Annotated in this window: 11 protein-coding genes; 4 read left to right on the forward strand and 7 right to left on the reverse strand. The window is 52.7% G+C overall.

Annotated elements, in window-relative coordinates; translation table 11 throughout:
• Window positions 1-556 precede the first annotated feature (556 nt).
• From AB1L42_RS07865 to AB1L42_RS07875, 3 genes are all read right to left on the reverse strand, one after another.
• The gene (locus tag AB1L42_RS07865; RefSeq protein ID WP_367053144.1) at window positions 557-2,473 is read right to left on the reverse strand and encodes a hypothetical protein; all 1,917 of its coding nucleotides are present in this window, start codon (window positions 2,471-2,473) and stop codon (window positions 557-559) included.
• A 125-nt stretch (window positions 2,474-2,598) separates the two neighbouring features.
• A complete protein-coding gene (locus tag AB1L42_RS07870) occupies window positions 2,599-3,612 on the reverse strand; it encodes an HD domain-containing phosphohydrolase (RefSeq protein ID WP_367053145.1) in 1,014 nt (337 codons plus the stop codon).
• 4 nt (window positions 3,613-3,616) lie between these two features.
• A complete protein-coding gene (locus AB1L42_RS07875) occupies window positions 3,617-4,036 on the reverse strand; it encodes an Hpt domain-containing protein (RefSeq protein WP_367053146.1) in 420 nt (139 codons plus the stop codon).
• 377 nt (window positions 4,037-4,413) lie between these two features.
• Here AB1L42_RS07875 and AB1L42_RS07880 point away from each other — a divergent pair, with 377 nt between their 5' ends.
• Complete coding sequence (locus tag AB1L42_RS07880; RefSeq protein WP_367053147.1) at window positions 4,414-5,673, forward strand: outer membrane protein transport protein; 1,260 nt, start codon at window positions 4,414-4,416, stop codon at window positions 5,671-5,673.
• Window positions 5,674-5,805: 132 nt separating this feature from the next.
• Here AB1L42_RS07880 and AB1L42_RS07885 read toward each other — a convergent pair whose 3' ends face one another.
• Window positions 5,806-6,912 carry a class I SAM-dependent methyltransferase gene (locus AB1L42_RS07885; RefSeq protein WP_367053148.1) on the reverse strand — a complete coding sequence of 369 codons (1,107 nt, stop codon included), beginning with the start codon at window positions 6,910-6,912 and terminating at the stop codon, window positions 5,806-5,808.
• 348 nt (window positions 6,913-7,260) lie between these two features.
• On the opposite strand from AB1L42_RS07885, the gene AB1L42_RS07890 reads away from it, so the two are divergent.
• Window positions 7,261-13,227 (forward strand): response regulator, encoded by a 5,967-nt coding sequence (locus tag AB1L42_RS07890; RefSeq protein WP_367053149.1) that lies wholly within the window; start codon window positions 7,261-7,263, stop codon window positions 13,225-13,227.
• A gap of 310 nt (window positions 13,228-13,537) precedes the next feature.
• On the opposite strand, the gene AB1L42_RS07895 is transcribed toward AB1L42_RS07890, so the two are convergent.
• The 3 genes from AB1L42_RS07895 to AB1L42_RS07905 form a co-directional block, all read right to left on the reverse strand.
• The gene (locus AB1L42_RS07895; RefSeq protein WP_367053150.1) at window positions 13,538-14,533 is read right to left on the reverse strand and encodes a DUF1559 domain-containing protein; all 996 of its coding nucleotides are present in this window, start codon (window positions 14,531-14,533) and stop codon (window positions 13,538-13,540) included.
• Between the two features lie 391 nt (window positions 14,534-14,924).
• Window positions 14,925-15,911, reverse strand: coding sequence for a porphobilinogen synthase (gene hemB, locus AB1L42_RS07900; RefSeq protein WP_367053151.1), 987 nt, complete (start codon window positions 15,909-15,911; stop codon window positions 14,925-14,927).
• A 39-nt stretch (window positions 15,912-15,950) separates the two neighbouring features.
• On the reverse strand, window positions 15,951-18,611 hold the full coding sequence (locus AB1L42_RS07905; RefSeq protein WP_367053152.1) for a hypothetical protein: 2,661 nt from the start codon (window positions 18,609-18,611) through the stop codon (window positions 15,951-15,953).
• 124 nt (window positions 18,612-18,735) lie between these two features.
• Here AB1L42_RS07905 and AB1L42_RS07910 point away from each other — a divergent pair, with 124 nt between their 5' ends.
• Entirely contained in the window at window positions 18,736-18,912 is a 177-nt protein-coding gene (locus tag AB1L42_RS07910) for a hypothetical protein (protein ID WP_367053153.1), read from the forward strand.
• Between the two features lie 170 nt (window positions 18,913-19,082).
• Window positions 19,083-19,871, forward strand: a complete 789-nt coding sequence (locus AB1L42_RS07915; RefSeq protein ID WP_367053154.1) for an SDR family oxidoreductase — start codon at window positions 19,083-19,085, stop codon at window positions 19,869-19,871.
• Window positions 19,872-19,897: the final 26 nt, after the last annotated feature.

Here is a 19,897-nt window from a genome sequence, read left to right on the forward strand (position 1 = left end):
AAAAGTCTTCATCAACCTTCAGTGCCACTGTTTGCGACTGCTCCTGAGATCGCTTCCGCATTACATCTACTCCATTTGAGGGGAATCTCTTTGCACGCGTCGATCTTGTCCGTTTCGTCTCGCAGTTTCTGTTCGGCTTTGCAGTGAACAACAGTTGTTTGCGAGGGCCGCTTTCGACCGACTCAGCTCAAAGAGTGATCCCAAAGCCCCGAATCGCCATGTCGTTGAGTGACTGAGCGAATTGGGTGGGCCAAGGATCGTCTGCTATTTGAATATCGCTGGAGCACTGAAAATGTTGCCGAAATCTTCCAAGATTTAGGAGCAGACGGGCTTCGGAGAGGATGGCTGCGCTCGTAAGTCGTTCTCGAATCGACCGTTATCCACACGAATAAATTTTGGTGAATGTTCGTTTGCGTATTGGAGGTCTACGCAATTCAGGAGGCCTATGGAGAGCGAGAACTCCGGGTGAGAGGTGGTGTCGAGGGGATTCTCGCACCTGCCTGAGGAGCGAAAGATAACGCGCTCTGAGACCAGTTTTCGAAGGAAGTCGCGGATGCTATTCGACTTCGAACTTCACAGAATGCATCTGGACTCGCGAGCCAGTTTCAATTTCCCAAGCAGATTTCTGGCCAGGTGAGAACGTGTTCTGTTCGGTTCGCTGTGTTCCTTCTTCTTCCTCCCATTCGAAAGTCACACGGCATGCATCGGGGTGTTCGATTTGATAGTCGAGGTGAGCTTCGAAGCGGAGAATTGGCTTCCCCTTGGAGTTCGAAGAGCGAAATTGAACCGGGCCTGAATGTGGCGGAGAAAGGCTGATGTCTCCATAGCAGAAGCTTTGAGACCAGAAGTCTTGCGGCTCTTCGGACGATCTTTCGATCTTCCAGTTTTCCACGATCGGCTGCCAGGTTTCTCCAAGGTCGGTCGAATAGTGCAACGCGTACTCGACTGTCGGATCAGGCGGATTTCCAGAAGCGATATGTGCTGCCGCATAGAGATGAGTGACCGGTTCGTTTCGCGGGGCTGCAAGTTGCAGGATCTGGACTGACGGGTTGTCTCCATTGTCGAGACGATGCTTCGACGCAAGGTCGACCGCCGGGCCTGCAGAGACGGTCGCGATGTGAGAAGCCTCGAATGTGACATTGGTTCCGTTCTCTTTGAGCCTCGGAAAGAGATTGGGATTGGCCTGACAGACAGTTCTGATGAGCAGGTTTGCGTCCGTCAATTTCGTCGCTGGCTCGTTAATTCGAAGCAGGTATTGCTGGCAGCCTTTCACGGCATCGGTCAGGTCGACAGATCCAGAACTCATGCTGGCTTCGGTCCATGTCTCACCTCGATCGGTCGATACGCCGAGGGTGATGTCGATGTCTGCGGTGACAACAAGTCCGTTCCTGCAACCTTCCTCGTAGATTCCCCAATCAGAATCATTGGGTGGAGTAGCGGCGATTAAGAATGGAGATTGAAACTCAAAGTTTACGTGTTGAGGACCTGAGGAAACAGTTCCCTCCAGAAAACTCCCATCGCTGAAGTCAGGACGATATTCAAAGACCGCGTTGCCGTAGCGGGCTTGTCCTCGCTGATAGCCTGCACCGTCTGGATTCTCGAAGAATCGCTCGGGTTGGTTAATCCAGGTGCGGTTGCGCTCTGGGCCGGGGATGTCGCCAGCACGATAATTTCGCCCCCAAAAGACGAAAGTCTGTCCGTCTTCAAGTCCCGGTTTGAAAAAACGAGTGAGTGTTTCCCCGGAGCGAAGGTGGATTTTGGGAGTCGGTCCAGCATAGCCCGGTAGATGTTCCACGAACCGGACTTGTCGATAGACTTCCCTGGCATCGTCAGGATGAAGGCCAGCGAGCGGCCAGCCATGTTGACGTTCGATGCGAAAGCTCGGATCGGTTAAGGCGAGGTTGTTACCGATTTCGGAGATTGAGAGCATCCGCGAGCCATCTTCGGCAAACACAACAGTCGACAGATCATGATCAAGCAGAATCCATCGACCCCGTCCATACTCGTTGCCACGGATGAAGACTTCGAGTGCATTGTGTCCGTTCACACCAACTGTTCGGCTGCGACAGTGCCCGAGCAGAGCGTTCAGTTCGACTGTCCACTGAGCATGTGTTGTCCCGCAGAGACCGTATCCATGGCTGAAGAGGCCCGACCAGAATTCTCTTGTGGTTGTGTCACCGGTGGTGAATCCTCGTTCCCAGAGATCCTGACGTCCTTCTTCTCCGTGTGCATAGTGAAGATTCCTCCACATCCACGCAGCCAGCACTTTCTCCTCTTCAGTTTGCGGAGGAGATCCTGTGACGTGTTCAAAGAGACGGGCTTGTGTCGCTTGAAGACGTTCGAAGCTAGAGCAAGATAACTCACCGGGATACCAAGGATGATCGGTTTGCAGCTGTGGATCGCCGACCCCCGCAAGAACAGGGGAGAAGAGAGTGGCAATCGTTCCCAAACAGTACAGTAGTTGCCTCAGCATCGAACACCTTCGCAATTCACCAACCTGGAGATCATCGACTCTTGCCGATAATGAAACAGGTTAGCGATTCCGAGGTGATATTCGAACAGTTTCGGAGATTCGCTTGGCCGCGCTGTCACTGGATGTCAGTGAACGAGGCAGAAGTCTTCGAAGTGGGACTTCACGTCGAGAAAGTGTGACTCACATCGAAGGAATGCCTGCACGATTTCCGGATCAAAGTGTGATCCGCTGTTGCGAAGGGTGATCGCTTTTGCGACATCGTGTGAATAGGCGTCTTTATAGACCCGTTTGCTTGTGAGGGCATCGTACACGTCGGCGAGGGCGGTAATTCTCCCGCAGAGTGGAATTTGATCCCCTCGCAGTCCGTTGGGGTAACCTTGCCCGTCGACTCGTTCGTGATGGGTGAGTGCAATATCTCGAGCCATTTCGAGATAGCTGGCGTTGGGATGATGCGTCGCGACTTCGGTCAATGTTTTCGCACCGAGAGTCGTATGTGTTTTCATGACCTCGAATTCCTGGCGAGTCAGTCTTCCCGGTTTGAGGAGAATGCTGTCAGGAATGGCGACTTTACCGATGTCGTGAAGCGGAGTCGTGAGGTGCAGCAGGTTGATGTAATCTCCATCGACGATGTCTCCAAACTCATCTGTCTGGGCGAGTTCTTCAGCGAGGATGCGAGCGTATTCCCGCATTCGTTCGAGATGTGCACCGGTCTCCTGATCACGGGACTCGGCCAACTTCGCCAATGCAAAGATCGTCAACTCCCGGCTTTCGAGTCCGAGAATTCTCTCGCCCGCGCGAACTCTCACGAGTAGTTCACTCGGGTTGAACGGTTTTGTAATGAAGTCGTCAGCCCCAGCTTCCAGACCTTGAACGACATCTTCCATGCTCGAGTAGGAAGTGAGCAGGATCAGATAGATATATCCGCCGCTGTGTCGTGAACGAACTTCGCGACACAGTTCGAGCCCAGTCATCCCAGGCATTTCCCAGTCTGAGATGAACAATCGAAACTGCCCGGTTCGGAGATACTGATATGCTTCCGTTCCATCTCTGGCGACGGTCACATCGTATCCGAACGCTTCGAGTGCGTTTCGAAGTGTTTCGGTGGTGGAGTAGTCGTCATCAGCGACGAGGATATCCATCGCTTCAGAATCCTTTGTATCTCGGCCTACGGAAGCGTTCTTCGACTTTGGGAGTCATTGAGAACGGCCGAACCTCCATCTCAAACTGGTCGCTCGCTTCAATCAGTTCATTGAGGCAAACTTGAGAGGCCCGGTCATCTTCTTCACGCGCAGCGGTTTCGAGTTTCAGTGCGAGTTTCGCAATGCGAGTTGCATTCAGGTTTGCTGCTTCGCCCCTCAAACGATGGGCTCCCTGAGCCAACTCCACAAAGTTCCGCAGATCCATTGCTTGCTGCAACTGTTCACTTGAGTCTTGCAAGCTGCCCTTAAAACGGTTGATCAGTTTGTCGACAAGTTCGAGTTTCCCCAGGCACCGGTCGACCAGTTTCTGGAGTTCGATCAACGGAACGCATTCATCTGTCAGCGTCGGTTCGGAAGATCTCATTGGAATACTCACATGTTCGGCAAAATGGCAGTTTGATAAACGCTATTTCACGAAACCGGGTGGCGTATCGGATGAGTGAACAGTTCCGTGTCAGGTTTCGGAAATGCCCAAGAGAAGGGCAAAGATAACGGCGCAAAGTGAATAAACGGCATAATCGTTAAATTCGGGACGACAGTTATGATCGGCCGTGGCTGGTCATTCGGAGTCGATAAAGTTGAAGGGCTGATCCGGTTATAGGGCGTAGACCAGTTGGACCATCCGTCCAATTGTGGTGGTTGTAAGAGTTTCTTGCAGTTTGATGGCATTCCCGGACGAAGCGAAAAGAGTCTAGTGACTGCGTTGGATGGCATGCTGCAACGCTTGATGGGAACTCAAGGATGAAACAATTCAAACGAGCGTTTGCAACTCTCTTCTGTGTCGTCGTCTTTGCCCAGTCGGGATACGCTGAGGGAACCTATCTCTATGGGATTTCTTCACGGGCGATCGGTCGTGGTGGGACAAACGTTGCGCATCGCGACAACGGGGCGTTGATTTACGACAATCCCGCCGGAATCGCAGCCGTATCCGGCAATGGGTTGATCGATATTGGGATCGACACGCTGATTACCGATTTCTCTTATTCCGATCCAGACAACCGCACGACATCAGATTCGACGATCAGCCCTTTGCCGCAACTTTCGATGGTGCGCAGAAGTTCGGACGGAGTCTGGGCGGCCGGCCTGGGTGTTTTCACGCCAGCGGGATTCGGGCAGTCGTATAAGCTGAATGGTCCGTTCCCGTTTCTTGGTCCCCAGGAATACAACTCTTTCGGCTCGCTGACCAAAATTCTCCCCAGTCTGGCCTGGGCGCCAACTGATCGACTTCGCATCGGTGGAACCGCCGGAGTAGGCGTCACCTATACGTCAATTCGGTTGCCCTACTTCCTGCAAGAACCCGGACCGACTCAAGGGACTCCCGTTTACCTCGATTTGCGCGGAACAGGAGCAGCGTTCGTCTGGTCCTTGGGGTTGCAATACGATCTCACCGAAGTGACGACTCTGGGGGTCACCTATCAGAGTGAAACAGACATGAAACTCGATGGGCCAGCACGAGTCACGATTCCGCTCGCAGGGACAGCAAGATACGACGCGGATACGGAGATTGTCTGGCCACAGTCGGTCGCCTTCGGGGTCAAGCATGAACTGATGCCGTTTCACACGATCTCAGCCGACATTATCTGGACCGATTGGGCATCTGCCTATGACGCATTTAAAGTGACGCTGTCAGATCCATCGCTCGCGTTCTTCCCTGAAGTGACTGAGAACTTTCCGCTCGACTGGAAAGATGGCTTCGTCTTCAAATTCGGTTACGAACTGGAAACGGAAAGCCTCGGCACGTTCCGTGTCGGGTATGTGCACAACGATAATCCCATCCCGAACAACACGCTGACCCCGCTCATTCAGTCGTTTTCGCAGAACGGTTTCACAGCTGGTTACGGATGCTGCTGGGCCGACTGGGATATTGATCTCTCATACATGTATGCGTTCGGGAGTGATCGGACTGTTGGCAATAGCGACTTCATCGGTGGCGACTTTGACAACGCCAGACACACCAACGAGTCGCACGCCATCTCAATCAGTGCCATTAAAAGATTCTAGAGCAGGTTGCTCTTTCCAGTGCACTCACTTGCGTGGTCTCACTCATTAAAGAGCTGAGTTTGCTCGCGCAAGTGAATCATTCTCTCGGCTGAGAGAATGATTCACCGACTGGAAGCGTCCGTTGCAGCGAGGCTAAGTTGACTCGTCGAGTGGAGTCACAGCATCATTTCGGTACTGGGAATTCGTCGCGTTCGCAGTCCCTTGCAAGCCCTGAGATCCGGAAGACAGAGCTGATCCTCGGGCGACAAAATTGATGATGATGTTGGTTTCATCGCGTGAAATTGCAAGCTGATCCGTGTCGTAACCTGCTTCAGCGAAGAGGCGGATGCAATCTTCTTCGGTCCGCTGGTAGAAGTACCAGTCGACATGCCACTGATACTCTGCAGCACAATACCTCAGGCAGTCTTTGAAAGCGACGTAGACGATTCCGTCCTGGCTGACAGATTGCCTCCATCCGTCCAGCATGCGAATCAAATACCGGTCAGGGATGTAATCGCACAGCCCGACGCTGTAGATGAGATCGGATTCCCCGAACTGCTCAAGGTTTTTCTTAGCCTGAGTCATTTTCAGTGCGTTGTATTTGACGCACTGCAGTTCGATAGAGCTCTCAGCTTCCTGAGAAATGTGTCGCTGGAGGTAGTCCAGTGCTCCTTCGTCAGAATCAACACAGGTCAACTGGATAGGCGGGCAGTTCGAGAGACCGTCGGCGAACTCGCGACCGGGGCCGCTGGCGACATCCAGGATTGCGAACTGACCTCCGCGGTTCTCAGCTTCTTCGAGCAAGAACTGCTTGATTGCTGCCAGTCGGAAACAGACAGCCCGAGCAAGGTCGGAATTGAGAAAGTACAGGTCGAGATAGCCGCCAATCCCGGTCGATTTTGGTTTCCCGTCGTAAATTGCAGTGAGCATTTCGAAGTCACCGGGGTAGCCGCGAGGCTTCTCTTTCGCTCGCTGCATAAACCAGCTTTGGTCAAAGACGGAAGCGATCTCGTTTCGAAAGCGGTTTTGAGACTCTCGGAGCAGCTGTGCGTCGTCGCCAATCAAAGCTTCAATGCGCTCACAATCTTTTCGGGATCGATGTATGGCCTCAGTCAACTCTTCGAGGAGTTCATCGGCCTGTGGTTGAGCGTCGGGAGAGATGCGACTTTCAAGAGAAGATAAAGCGTCAGAAAATTGTTTGACTTCGGTTGAAAAGAACTGTTCGATTTCTTGGTGAGAAGGCGTTGGCAGAACTGCCATATTCAGATCCTGTCGTTCGGTGGATTCAAAATACAAACTTGGTCTGCCCGCCACGGGCTTAGCATCAGAATGTCTTTGACGAATGTCAACCTTGTAATGAAGAAATCGATCTGAAGACTTTGTTGTTCTCTGGCAACGTGATCAACTCTCTCTAATCGGAATGCCTCGCTTTCTCCACTTTTCGCAATGCGAATTTCTTAACTGTCCGGCATCAATCTCTCCGCTTGCGCGGATTCTGTGCTAGTTCTTAAAAAGTTTCTGTCCAAATCAGACCCTTTGTGGATCACCAGACGCATCGAGACAGGCGTTTCCAATGGTCCACACAGCACAGACTTCAACTGGGACGCAATGTCAGCCACGTCTGCCGATCATCATTCAGACGGTGCCCGCGTCGGGAACATGAAGGAGATGCTCACAGAGTTGCCTGTGGTCAACGGCAATTTCTGTGCATTGGAACTGCTCTACGAAATCGAAGGGAGTTCGGCACTCATCGGAATCGACACGCGCACGAACGCGCGCGTGTTCATGAGGTCGCTCAATCCACGTGATGTCTCCAAGACTGTGTTGCTTCAGATCGAACAGGAAGCCTCGATCTATGCTGGCGTGTCGCATCCGAATCTCATCCCAATTTTATTTTGTGGATATGAGCACGGACGCTACTGGGTGATCCTTGAATTCGAGACTTCCCCCACGCTTCAGGAGTTACTCGAACAGGAAACTTATCACGGGGAGATGTCTCTCCGTATCGTCAAAGAAGTGCTACGGGCCATTGAAGTCCTGCACGAGTCGAGTTTGCTGCATCGATCGATTCGGGCGGATCAGATTTTTCTCAGAGAGATTGGCAAGACACCACGGGTACTTCTGAACGGAATTGGAGCGCCCGATCCGGTCAAATTGCTGAGTCCCAGTGGCCTTTCCAACAGCGAGAAGCTGGCACTCGCTGAGTGTTTGTCACCCGAGCAGAGTGGGGTGATCAATGAACCACTCACCGAACTTTCAAACATCTATTCCGCTGGATGTTTGCTCTTTCAGTGCCTGACTGGTCGGCCACCGTTTCAGGGGAAGAACCTAAACGATCTGTTGCTTCGGCAGGCAACGCACTCTGTTCCGAAAGTTCGTGAGCTGGGAATCGTTGTTCCGCGGGCTATCGATGAGATTCTGGAGCGAACACTTTGCCGCGAACCGCACGGACGATACCAGTCAGTCAGTGCGTTGATCGCTGACATTGACGACGTGCTGGCTGCCATCGAACAGGGTGACGCCAACCCTGATGTCGTCATCGGAGCAAGAGATCGTCGAAAAACACTCGTTTCCCCAGCATTTGTTGCCAGACGAAACGAGATTGAAATACTCGACAATGCGATTGAGCATTGTCGGTCCGGCGATGGCAAGCTCGTTTTCATCGAAGGCGAATCGGGATACGGGAAGTCGCGTCTGATCTCGGAGTTCTCGTCTCGAGCTTCACAAAACGGGCTGACCATTTTCTCAGGACGCGCAACTTCGGATGGAAGTGCTCACTCGTTTCCCTTCTTCGATTCGATCGCTGGCCAGATTGAACATCTCGGAGAACGGAGACCGGAATTTCTGAAGGAACTAAAAGAGCATCTGCAGGATCGCAGTTCGATCATCGGGACAGCTGTTCCGAAAATGAAGTCGCTCCTCGAAGTGGAGAGTGCAAGTTCCTTTGACCCGGTCGCAATTGAAGAGTCTCAGACAATCAGCGCACTGGCGGCTTTGATCAGCTCTCTCGGCTCAAAAGAACGTCCAGCAGTGGTCATTCTGGATGACTGCCAGTGGGCCACCGATCTCGTCGTGGGTTTGATTCGGTATTGGAAACTCGTCGACCCCGCTCAGTCGCCGCTCGGCCGATATGTTCAACTCGTCATCTCATTCCGAACGGAAGAGGTGGCGGAAACTCACGCGATGCGTTTGTTGAATCCTGACGTTCATCTCAAGCTGGGGCCGCTGAGTCGTCACGACACTCAACGTCTCGTGGAATCGATGGCGGGACCGTTGCCCAATTCAGCAGTCGAGACGCTGGTCCGGTTTTCGGATGGCGTTCCGTTCATGGCTGCCGCAGTGTTGCACGGCCTGGTCGAAACCAATTCGCTGATTCCAGGTGATGAAGGTTGGCAGGTTGACGAAGAAGCTCTCGCCAAGGTTCAATCGTCTACACATGCCGGCGAGTTTTTGTCGCAGAGACTTAATCTGCTGGATGAGAAGACTCGACAGCTCTTGTCAGTCGGAGCTGTGCTCGGAAGCCACTTCGAATTGTCGATGGCTATGGAGATCGCAGGGCTGACTCCCAGGCAAGCGTACGAAGCGATTCACGATGCGCGAAAACGGCACTTGATGTGGTGTCAGTTCAGTAGTGGCGAATGCTCGTTTGTGCATGATCGTGTTCGAGAGACGCTGCTAGACAATCTTCCGCGCGAGGAGAAGAAACGTCATCACAAACGGGCAGCCGCACATTTGCAGACGGTCGCCCCCGATCGGACCGCCGAACTCGCATATCACTTCGACGCAGCTGGAGACCACAGATCAGCACTTCGCTTTGCGAGAGAATCTGCGAAGTCCGCGAGAAAGTCTCATGCACTGGAACTCGCTGAGCAACAATTTTTAATTGCACAGCGAGGAGCACGGTACGAAAGTGCGGATGTTCGATTCGAGATTACGAAGGAACTCGGCGAAGTTTTAATGCTTCGCGGGAAGTACGACTCGGCTGAGAAAATTCTGAAGATCGCTGCGCGACTGGCGAGCGGTGCGGAGGCGGAAGCTGAAGTCCGCGAAAAACGTGGTGAACTTCGTCGGAAACGCGGAGACATGGAAGGAGCAATCCTCGAATTCGAATCTGCACTTCGCTTGCTCGGTCGAAAGATTCCCAACAGCAAACTCTCTTTGTTTCTGATGCTGGCCTTTGAGATCGTGATACAGATTCTGCATACGATGTTGCCAGCTTCACTATATCGCGGACGACGTCCACCGAATCCCCGGGAAGCCCTCGTCCTCCGGCTTTATAGTGGGTTGTCACATACTTATTGGTATTGCCGAAGCCTGACGCTGGCGATGTGGACGCACCTTCGAGGAATGAATCTCGGCGAACGTTATCAACCAAGCCTCGAGTTGGCACAGGCGTATTCAGACCATGCTCCCGCAATGATGCTCACGGGATATTATCCGCGAAGCATTCGATATGTTGAGAGGTCGTTTCAGATTCGGACGAGCCTCGGAGACTTGTGGGGACAGGGACAGTCGCTGCACTATCATGGAGTGGTTCATTATGCCGCGTCACGGTATCGCGAATGTATTGAGAAATGTCAGAAGGCGATCCAGATTCTGGAACGAACAGGTGATTTCTGGCAAGTTCACATTGCCAGATATCAAATCGCTGCCTCTCAGCTTCGATTAGGGGAATACGAAGCTGCGCTCGCAACTTCAAGGTTAAATTATCATTCCGGAATTACACTCGGAGATGAACAAGCTTCGGGGATTATTCTAGACGTTTGGGCACGAGTTGCGTCACATTTAATCCCGGAACATACGCTGCAAGAAGAGATTAATCGTCCTCGATCTGATGTGCAGGGGCGTACACAGGTTTTAATTGCACACGCCGTCAAATTGTTAAACGATCAACAACCGCAGCAGGCAGAAGAGTTACTCCGGTCAGCAGTACAGATCGTTGAAACGGCCGGTGTTCGGAATCCGTATACCGTTCCGGTTTATGCGTGGTTGGGGACTGCTTGTCGAATCAATGCAGAAATGGAAACGTCACTCTCTCCATTTCAGCGCCGAAAATATCTCAAGGAGGCTCATCGTTGGGTTCGTAAAGGGTTGAGGCAGCGATGGAGGTTCCGCAATGATCTTCCGCATCTATATCGCGAACTGGGACTGTTGGCGACTATGCAAGGACGCGCCAGAGTTGCGAAACGTGCGTTTCAAAAGAGTTTAAATGTTGCACAGGCGCAACAAGCTCGAACTGAGTACGCGACGACGTTGGCGGTCTGGTCGCGGATTGCTCGTGAATGGGGATTTTCGATCGAGGACTTTGTGCCGGATCAATCACCACAATCTTATTCTGCGTTGCAGCCGAATTCGTTTCATCGAGGGACGATCCGGCAACGGGCATCGACGACGCTATCTCTGGTGGACAGATTCGAAACCCTGTTGCAGTCAGGGCGTGTGATCATCTCTGCGCTGTCAAAAGAGGCGATCATCAGAGAGGCTCGAACAGCATCGTGCCGACTTCTACGGACGGAGTCAGCCCGGTTGGTGTTGTTTGATGAGAATCAGCAGATCTCAAGCGAAGAAGAAGACATCACCGCCGATTGTCGAAAGCTGATCGAAATCGCGGTTCGAAAGAAGGAAGTCGTCTGTCGACAGCCGGACTTCGAACATCGAGTCGCAGAGACGGATTTCTCTGCACTGTGTGTTCCGATCCAGGTTCGTGGATTCACGGTTGCATGTCTCTATGCAACCCATCGCGGGAGTGAAGTGTTTTTTGGAGCCGATGAAGAACGAATCGCAGAATTCATCGCCACACTCGTCGGTGCGGCGTTCGAGAACGCCGAAGGCTTCGAACAACTGGAACAATTGAATGCGACGCTGGAGCATCGCGTGGCTGAGCGTACCCAGACGGTTCAAGAGCGTGCTCGACAGCTTGCGAAGTCGAACCTCGAACTCGAGCGGGTGGCGACGAAGTTGCGATTGGCGCAAGGGGAGCTTGTCGCTTCGAAAATGGCTGCTGAAGAAGCCAACAAAGCGAAGAGTCGATTCTTGGCAGCGATGAGCCACGAGATTCGAACTCCGATGAATGGCATCATTGGAATGAGCGAGCTGGCACTCTCCACAGATTTGGACAGCCGTCAGCGAACCTATCTTGGAACGGTCCATAAATCAGCCAATTCCCTGTTGGCCATTCTGAACGACATTCTGGACTTCTCAAAAATCGAGTCCGGGAAAATGGATGTCGAATCGATTCCGTTCGACTTGCACGAATCGATTGCCGATGCGGTTCGCCTGTTCGCCGGGGCAGCGACTCGGAAGGGGCTGGATATCTCCTGTCTCGCTTTGGAGGGAGTGCCTGTAAGAGTCATGGGAGATGCGAATCGCTTGAACCAGATTCTCGTCAACTTGATCGGAAACGCACTGAAGTTCACAACCTCTGGTGAAGTTCGAGTGACCGCCGAACGCGCGGAAGATGCAGCAGGAACCGCCCGTGTTCGCTTCTGCGTAGCGGATACTGGAATCGGAATTCCAGAAGAGACACGCGATCGAATTTTCTGTGCGTTCGATCAGGGACAGGCGTCGGTTACGCGACGATTTGGAGGAACAGGCTTGGGGTTGGCCATTTCATCACAGCTGATTTCGCTCATGGGCGGGAAGATCTGGGTCGAAAGTGAAGAGGGTAGCGGAAGCCAGTTCTACTTTGAAATTCCGTTCGAAATGACCGGTGCGGAAGGCTCGCGTTTTGTTGATGGAGACGAACATCTCTCAGTGTTCTATTTCAATCGAGATCGAGAGTTCGTGGGCGAAGTTGCTGCGATCTTTGAAGCTCACGATTTGTCGGTCTCCGTTTGTTCGGATGCCGAAGAAGCACGACTGCTTCTCGCGGGACCGGAGTCCGCTTTTGATCGCATCATCTTTGACTTAATGCTCAATTCGGATCACGAATTTGAGCTGTTGGAAGATGGAATTCGGTCAAGCGTGCTGGACTCCGATCGACTTCTTGTCCTGCTGCCGGCGGGTGCTGTCGATGCTGCCAATCGCCTTGAAGAGTTGGGTGTCACTCAAGTGATTGAGAAACCGGTCACTGAAACAGTGCTCGTGAACATGCTGCGGCAGTCCTTCATCAAGTCAGATTCCGAACACGAAGAGTTCTGTGAAAGTCCGAATACTCCCCCCCAAGAAACAGTTCTGCGAATTCTGGTCACCGACGATAGCGACGTGAATCGCGACGTCGCGGAAGGGTTGTTAGAACTCTTCGGACACGAAGTTGTCACCGCCGCCAGCGGCCACGAAGCATTGGAGCAAATGGGGAATGGCGATTTCGATTTGGTATTGATGGATGTCGAAATGCCCGACATGGACGGGTTGACCGCCACGCGGCTTCAACGCGAATTGGAATCGAACAGCGGAAAACGAATCCCGATTCTCGCGATGACCGCCCACGTGATTGAGTCCGTCAAATCACAGTGCCTCGAAGCGGGGATGGATGGATTCATTTCCAAACCCCTGCAGCCTGATGAGATTCGACAGGTTTTGGCCACCTTCCTCGAAGCTGGCCATGCAGGCGGAAGCCGAGCCTTCAAACTTTAGAGCGAGCGTTAATAAGCTGAGTTTGCTCGAGCGAGTCAGTGCAAACCAAATTTGAAGCTGTTCGATTTTTGGTCAAAGCTCCATGACGAGAAGCTGTTCGGAAAGCGAGAGGGTGCACTCACGCTCGATGCGGTTGGACGTGAATGCGCGGAACGGTTCGCTGGCCTGACGAATGTTGAACTCGTCGGGTTAAGATTGTTCAGGCGAGCTGAAGTGGTCTACAACAATGGTTTCGAGCTTACCTGAACTAGTGGCTCGACTCAAACAGCGTATCGGGGATGAGTTCGATTTTCGCGATGAGAATTCAGCTCTAAAACTCTTCGCCGATCGCTTCGTGTCCGTTGCGTGTGCAGAGTGCGAAGAACGTCAGGTCATCGATGTTCTTGGCGAGCGATCGAGTTGACCCGTCTGCGAGCCCCATCATGACCAGATCTCCGTGGTAGCTTCCGAATCCGAAGAAGTGAACATTGCCTGTGAGGCCGCAGTTCTGAGCTTCAGGTGGAGTTCCTTCCCAGTAAGTGTCGAATCGGCCTTCGGGAAGATCGTCTCGTCCCCGAGCACAGCAGGAGTAAGTGTCTCCCCAGAAACCACCGAAGAGGGACTCTCCGAAGAGGATCGTGTTCGACATTCCGTCGGTGATGTCCGAGTCGTCGATACCGCTGTTGCGGAAGAAGATTCCGTTCTCAACTGGGCCATCTGGATTATTGAGGTATCCCATTGATCCGCGGTAGCTTGAGTAACCGAGGTTTCCCGGACGCTTGTCCGGATAAGTTGCGCTCGGACAGACGTAGGTTGGAATGGCGGCCTGAATGTATTCCCAGTTACTGTTCAGAGGCAGACCGGGATCGTTCGCAGTTTTGTCGAGGCGGAAGTCGATATCGAGGGTCGTTTGTTCGATGAAGTCGAGCAGGAACGCATGAACTCCCCAGTATCGTCCCATCGTCCAATCCTGGATTGTAATGGGAGTCTGGTTGCCTTTAGGAATCACCAGCGGAGATGTGAAGTAGCTGGAAATGTCGATGTCACAGTAGGTCTGGACATCCGGGTCATCTTCACTCGGCTCTGGTTCGACCCATCCGGAAGGAAACGTTCTATGCGCGTCGAGGTAGTTGTGCGATGCCAAGCCGATTTGCTTGAGGTTATTGAGGCAGGACGTTCGACGTGCTGACTCGCGAGCTCGCTGGACAGCTGGCATTAACAGCGAGACCAGAATTCCAATAATCGCGATCACAACCAGCAGTTCCACCAGAGTGAATCCCTGTCGTTCAACTCTGTGAGCAGCTTGGGAACGTTGTCGGTGCAGCATCTGTCAACTCCTGGCGGCCTGTTTCATGTTGTACAACGAGGCTGGCAACTGGAAAATGATCTCAATCGACGGGGTGAGAAGAAGCCCTTGCCGATGTACTCCTACAAATGTTTACCATTATATTAACTGCCGATCCAGACCGAATCAAATTTCTCCTCTGTGTCAGGAGGAAATCTGGAGCGATTCGCGCAGATCATGAGGTTGAAAACGCGATTTTCTCCGACATTCGTCAGAAATTCCCGCAAAAAGCGGGAAAGAGCCGCAAATCCGAGGCTGGTCGTTGAGTCCTGTAATTGAGCACCGAGGACTCCGATTGACTGTTGCGCCGTTCTTTTTTGAACTTCTCGCTGTCAATTCTCTGTAAGTGATTTCCAGATTTCAGGTTGTAACTCTACTCGTCGAGCCAGCGGGAGGCGTCTTTGGCGAAGTAGGTGATGATCATGTCGGCTCCCGCTCGCTTAATGCTTGTGAGGATTTCGAGAGCGACTTGCCGTTCGTCAATCCATCCCTGAGCAGCGGCAGCTTTGACCATCGAGAACTCTCCGCTCACGTTGTAAGCCGCGAGTGGGATCTCTGCGTGAGCTTCTTTGACTCGCGTGATGATGTCGAGATAGCTGAGTGCCGGCTTGACCATCAGAATATCGGCCCCTTCTTCGACATCGAGATCGACCTCACGGATCGCTTCGCGGCCGTTGGCGGGGTCCATCTGGTAGCTGGCACGATTTCCGAACTGGGGCGCACTCTCGGCAGCATCACGAAACGGGCCGTAGAACGCCGACTGGTATTTCGCAGCGTAACTCATGATCGGGATGTGTTCGAAATGGTTATCGTCGAGTCCCATACGGATCGTTTCGATCATCCCATCCATCATTCCACTCGGAGCGACGAGATCCGCGCCTGATTCAGCGTGGCTGACAGCTTCCTGAGCGAGCAAACGAAGAGTGGCATCGTTATCGACGTCGACCAGTCCTGTTTTGTCATTCACGATCCCGCAGTGCCCATGGTCGGTGAACTCACAAAAGCAGACGTCTGTCATCACCAGCAGATTGTCCGTCACAGCTTTAATGGCCCGCACAGCTTGCTGAACGATTCCATCATCAGAGACAGCATCTGATCCGGTGGCGTCTTTGTGTTCAGGAATCCCAAACAGAATGACGGCGGGAATTCCCAGCTCTTCGATTTCCTTGATTTCCTGTGCCAGCAGATCAACAGACAACTGAAAGTGACCGGGCATTGAGGCAATCGGAATCTTCTGATTCTCACCATGCCGGACAAACAGCGGGAGGATGAAGTCATCGGGCGTCAGCAGAGTTTCTCGGACAAGATCTCGCAGACGAGGGTGACGACGTAAGCGGCGCGGACGGACGTTTGGAAACATAATTCAAGCGGTATCCAGAGAAGTAGTGGATTCAGAAATTTACTCGTCGTCGATTTCGTCTTCAAGGAGATCGTCATCCATCTCCATCTCGTTCAGATCCGCTGTCGACCAGCGTGTTCCCTGCCAGACGATTCCGGGATGGTCGAGATATTCCTGTTCGTCGGTATCAATGTCGACAATCTCGGCGGGAAGATCGGAACACTTCGACTGGTACGTCAGAATTAGATTCACAGCTTGCTCTTCGTTCTCAGCGAGAACGCCCCAGTCCGTCTCGTAGTCGGTCCATTCCTGTTGACCGACGAGGCATGCATGCGAATCAGCCCATGTTTCACTCAACGGTTGGTGTACGTGGGCTCGGAAGAGTTGGACGGTTTTCCGTTCTCCGGTGTTCATTCGAATCCGATCGAAATAGTCTTCGGGGATCAGGCCCGCGACCAGCAATCGGTCTTCCAGTTGTTGTTTCTGCGGATACTCATCAGACGCTTCGCTGACTGTTTTCCACAGTTGATTCATCAGACGCGCTAAGCCATTCGCAGAGAGGTAATCGACTTCGGAAAGTTTCCGATCGAGAACACGTTCAAAGAGTGCGTTGACTTCGTCGTGTCTGGCGAGCGCGATGAGATTGCAGAGTCGAATTAAATCGAGATGGAAATCGCCCGGCGGATCGTACTTCAATTCTTCATCGAGTTCGTTCAGGCTTTCTGCGTTCTTCCCCTGATGCAGCAGTGCGACGGCCCGATAGTAGTGTGTCCAGGTTTGTGCTTCACCGAGTTCCAGAAACCGGTCGAGGTACGTGAGCATGGAGTCAAATTGTTCGAGTTGAAGCGAAGTCATCGCTGCTTCCCAGGCAATCGACTGATCGTCTGCTCCCTCGCGTAAGCTCAGATCGAGGACTGCCAGGGCGTCACGAGGGCGATCGGAGTCTCGGTATTGGTCAGCGAGAGGAATCACGACGGACGCATCTTGTCGGTTCAATCGAAACGCGCGCGAGAAGCAGCGTTCCGACTCACCAGCGAATCCTTCTTCTGCATAGAACCGGCCAGCTCGGGCGTAGTTTTGAGCATCGTTGAGGTCGAGTTTCGTGGACAACTCAAACCAATCCATGAGCTGATCAAGCAGAATGTCATTGAAGTTTGTCGGGTCTGCTGTTCGGAAGTAATGTCCGAGTGTCGCAACCACGCTGAGTGTTTTGGCGTGATCCGGAAATTCATCCAGAATCTCAAGAGCCCACTGCCAGACTCGGCGTGCCTGGTCCGGCCCCTGAACCAGAAACTGACTGAGGTGAACCAGATAGGCTGCGTCCATCGGTGCGGAAATCTCACTCGGCGTGTGGGCCAGAAACTCCTCAAGAAGTTGCTCGCGTTCTTCGATGTTGTCGGTGTCACGCAGACGTAACATTGCATTCGCAATGAACTCGCTAAGTGGTGTTTCAGCTTCTTCAGATGCGGAGTTCGAATCAGTAGAAGAATCAATTTCAGCGGGTGTTTGATTCTCCAGTCGGTCATCGGTTTGAACGGATTGCGATTCGTCCTCAGACTTCACAATAGAACCGACAGTCCGAAATCGTTCATGATCACTATCCAGCCACAAGCTGGCTGTCGGGTTCTTGGAATCGGGATGATCAAAGAGCTCCGCCATTCGGCTGACCGTGAGGTAATCCTGAGCCTCATGCGCCTTGGCTTCCAGCCCTTTTGATAGTGCGCTCGCCCGTTTCAGGTTCTGGGAAATGAGATACGCGGAAATGAGTCGCAAACGAACTTCGAACCAATCTTTGAGGCAGTTTTGTTCGGAGAGTTTCCGATCCCAACCGGTCAAGATTTCGATTGCTCGTGTGTGATTGCCTTCGGTCAGGGCTTGCAGGGAATCGCCCAAGGCGAGTTGCAGTTCAAAGAACGGCCACTCTCCCGCTGCGGGAATTTCGTCGCTGGATTCTGCTCGAAGTCGTCGTGACTGACCTGCGAGAAGGAGTGCTTCATCCCGAGTGGCCTGCACCAGAAGTTTGGAGCGACGTTTGAGGTAAACGTCTTCTTCACCGGTCAATTCGAGTGCCAGCTTCAGCTCTTCCAGAGCGCGTTCCACTCGGCCTTCGAGCAACAGGACTTTGGCTAACTTGTGATGGCCAGACCAGCGACGGTCTTTGTTGTCGTTCGAGTCTTTTCGGTAGTCCAGAAGAGACTGACATTGATGCCTGACCATCGCGAAATCTTCAGAAGCCAAGTAGACGTCTGAAGCATACTCCCGGAAGCACTTGACGCACTCCATCTTACCCGTTTGACGGCAGATCTGGATTCCCTCGCTGATGCACTCATGCATCCCGGGAGAGTTGTATCCCGACATCATTCCCGTGGCTTCTGCGAGGTTGTCGTACGCACAACTCGACATCCAGGAGCAAACCCAGTTGTAATGTCCTTGATCAAGAGACGGCTCGATTCGTCGGGCTGCCTCTTCATCTTCAAGCAGAAGCACCAGTTCGACAGACACATCACGAGTTGCCTGGGGATCTAAAAGCCCGTGACCAAACCGCATTTGATCGAACAACCCGCGCATGTAATGAATGGCGAGTTGGTGTGTCTTCGCCAGGCGAGTTGTCTCTTTGGCGATTCTCATCGCCGTGCGGATTTGACAGTTCTGAAAGTGTTCTTCAGACTTCTCGTCCTGTGATTCGATCTGTTTGACAATGTCGTCGATTTCGTCGGTCATCTGAGAGTCTTCGGCAATCTAAGCAGAGTTCTGAGAAGAACGGAGTGAAGTGGGATTCGCAATCGGACTCATGGTCGTCCATCCCCGTGAGAGAAGCAAATCAGTTTCGCAATCAGCGTGCGATATGCGGCGATCTCGATGGGACCGCCCCGCTTCAAAGTTGCCGAATTCGTCGGGCGGCAATCGGTTCCGCTCTGGTCTGAACGGATGGGGCCGAATGATCGTGGCTGGGGTGATTACCTTCGTCGAAAGCCTAGAATTCTCGATGGGTAAGACTGCCATGACAAAGAAAATTCGCTAGCCTTTGATTTTCAGTCATTGGATACTGGAGCAGCTTCGTCTCTGGATTTGACCGACTCGTTCGAGCATTTGCAGTGTTGATAAACAGAAACAAGCTCACGCGAGTTCCGAGAAGCTGCAGAGTTGGTCAGTGACGTAAGTACTATTGATATTTCATGTTTGGGATGAAAAATGGAAAAGCAGTCGCCGTCAGATTTTCTCACACAATTGTTTGGGCTGCGCGGAAAAACTGCCGTTGTGATCGGCGGAACTGGCGTGCTCGGCGGGGCAATTTGTGATGCTCTGGCAGCTGCTGGTGCGTTCCTTTACGTCGTCGGACGGAATTCGGAAGCGGGCCAGGGGGTCGTTGATCGCTGGTCAGGGCAAGCCAAATTCTTTCAGGCCGATGCCACCAAAGCTGAGGATTTGATCAGCTTGACGGAAGATCTCAAATCGAATGGAAAGTCGTGTGACATCCTCGTCAACGGAGCTGGCACTAATTCAGCCACACCGTTTTTCGAGATCAGCGACGAAGAGTGGGACCGCATTTTTCGCGTCAATCTCTCCGGGCTCAGGGTCGCTTGCCAAGTGTTGGGCAAGTTCATGATCGACCAGAAGACTCAGGGAAGCATCATCAACATCGCTTCCATGTCTGCTCTCAAACCGCTTTCCCGCGTGTTCACCTACTCAGCCAGTAAAGCAGCGGTCCTCAATCTCACCGAAAATCTTGCCAGAGAGTTTGCACCTCTCGGAATTCGGGTGAATGCGATCTCTCCCGGATTTTTCCCTGCAGAGCAAAATCGAAAAGTGCTCACACCGAGCCGAGTCGAGAGCATCATGGGCCACACTCCCATGAACAGATTCGGAAGCCCGGAAGAGCTCGCAGGTGCAGTCCTCCTGGCTGCTTCCAATCAAGCTGGAAGCTTTGTCACGGGAGCAAATCTGATCGTCGATGGCGGTTTTAATGCGATGACAATTTGATCGTCGAGAAGAACATGCTGCGCCTG

It is taken from the genome of Thalassoglobus sp. JC818 (genome assembly GCF_040717535.1).
Classification (GTDB): domain Bacteria; phylum Planctomycetota; class Planctomycetia; order Planctomycetales; family Planctomycetaceae; genus Thalassoglobus.

Excerpts from the sequence above, each read along its gene's own strand:
- hemB (WP_367053151.1), bottom strand. The coding sequence starts at position 15,911 with ATGTTTCCAAACGTCCGTCCGCGCCGCTTACGTCGTCACCCTCGTCTG.
- AB1L42_RS07910 (WP_367053153.1), top strand. The coding sequence starts at position 18,736 with ATGCGGCGATCTCGATGGGACCGCCCCGCTTCAAAGTTGCCGAATTCG.
- AB1L42_RS07915 (WP_367053154.1), top strand. The coding sequence starts at position 19,083 with ATGGAAAAGCAGTCGCCGTCAGATTTTCTCACACAATTGTTTGGGCTG.
- AB1L42_RS07875 (WP_367053146.1), bottom strand. The coding sequence starts at position 4,036 with ATGAGATCTTCCGAACCGACGCTGACAGATGAATGCGTTCCGTTGATC.
- AB1L42_RS07890 (WP_367053149.1), top strand. The coding sequence starts at position 7,261 with ATGTCAGCCACGTCTGCCGATCATCATTCAGACGGTGCCCGCGTCGGG.
- AB1L42_RS07865 (WP_367053144.1), bottom strand. The coding sequence starts at position 2,473 with ATGCTGAGGCAACTACTGTACTGTTTGGGAACGATTGCCACTCTCTTC.
- AB1L42_RS07880 (WP_367053147.1), top strand. The coding sequence starts at position 4,414 with ATGAAACAATTCAAACGAGCGTTTGCAACTCTCTTCTGTGTCGTCGTC.
- AB1L42_RS07905 (WP_367053152.1), bottom strand. The coding sequence starts at position 18,611 with ATGACCGACGAAATCGACGACATTGTCAAACAGATCGAATCACAGGAC.
- AB1L42_RS07885 (WP_367053148.1), bottom strand. The coding sequence starts at position 6,912 with ATGGCAGTTCTGCCAACGCCTTCTCACCAAGAAATCGAACAGTTCTTT.
- AB1L42_RS07895 (WP_367053150.1), bottom strand. The coding sequence starts at position 14,533 with ATGCTGCACCGACAACGTTCCCAAGCTGCTCACAGAGTTGAACGACAG.
- AB1L42_RS07870 (WP_367053145.1), bottom strand. The coding sequence starts at position 3,612 with ATGGATATCCTCGTCGCTGATGACGACTACTCCACCACCGAAACACTT.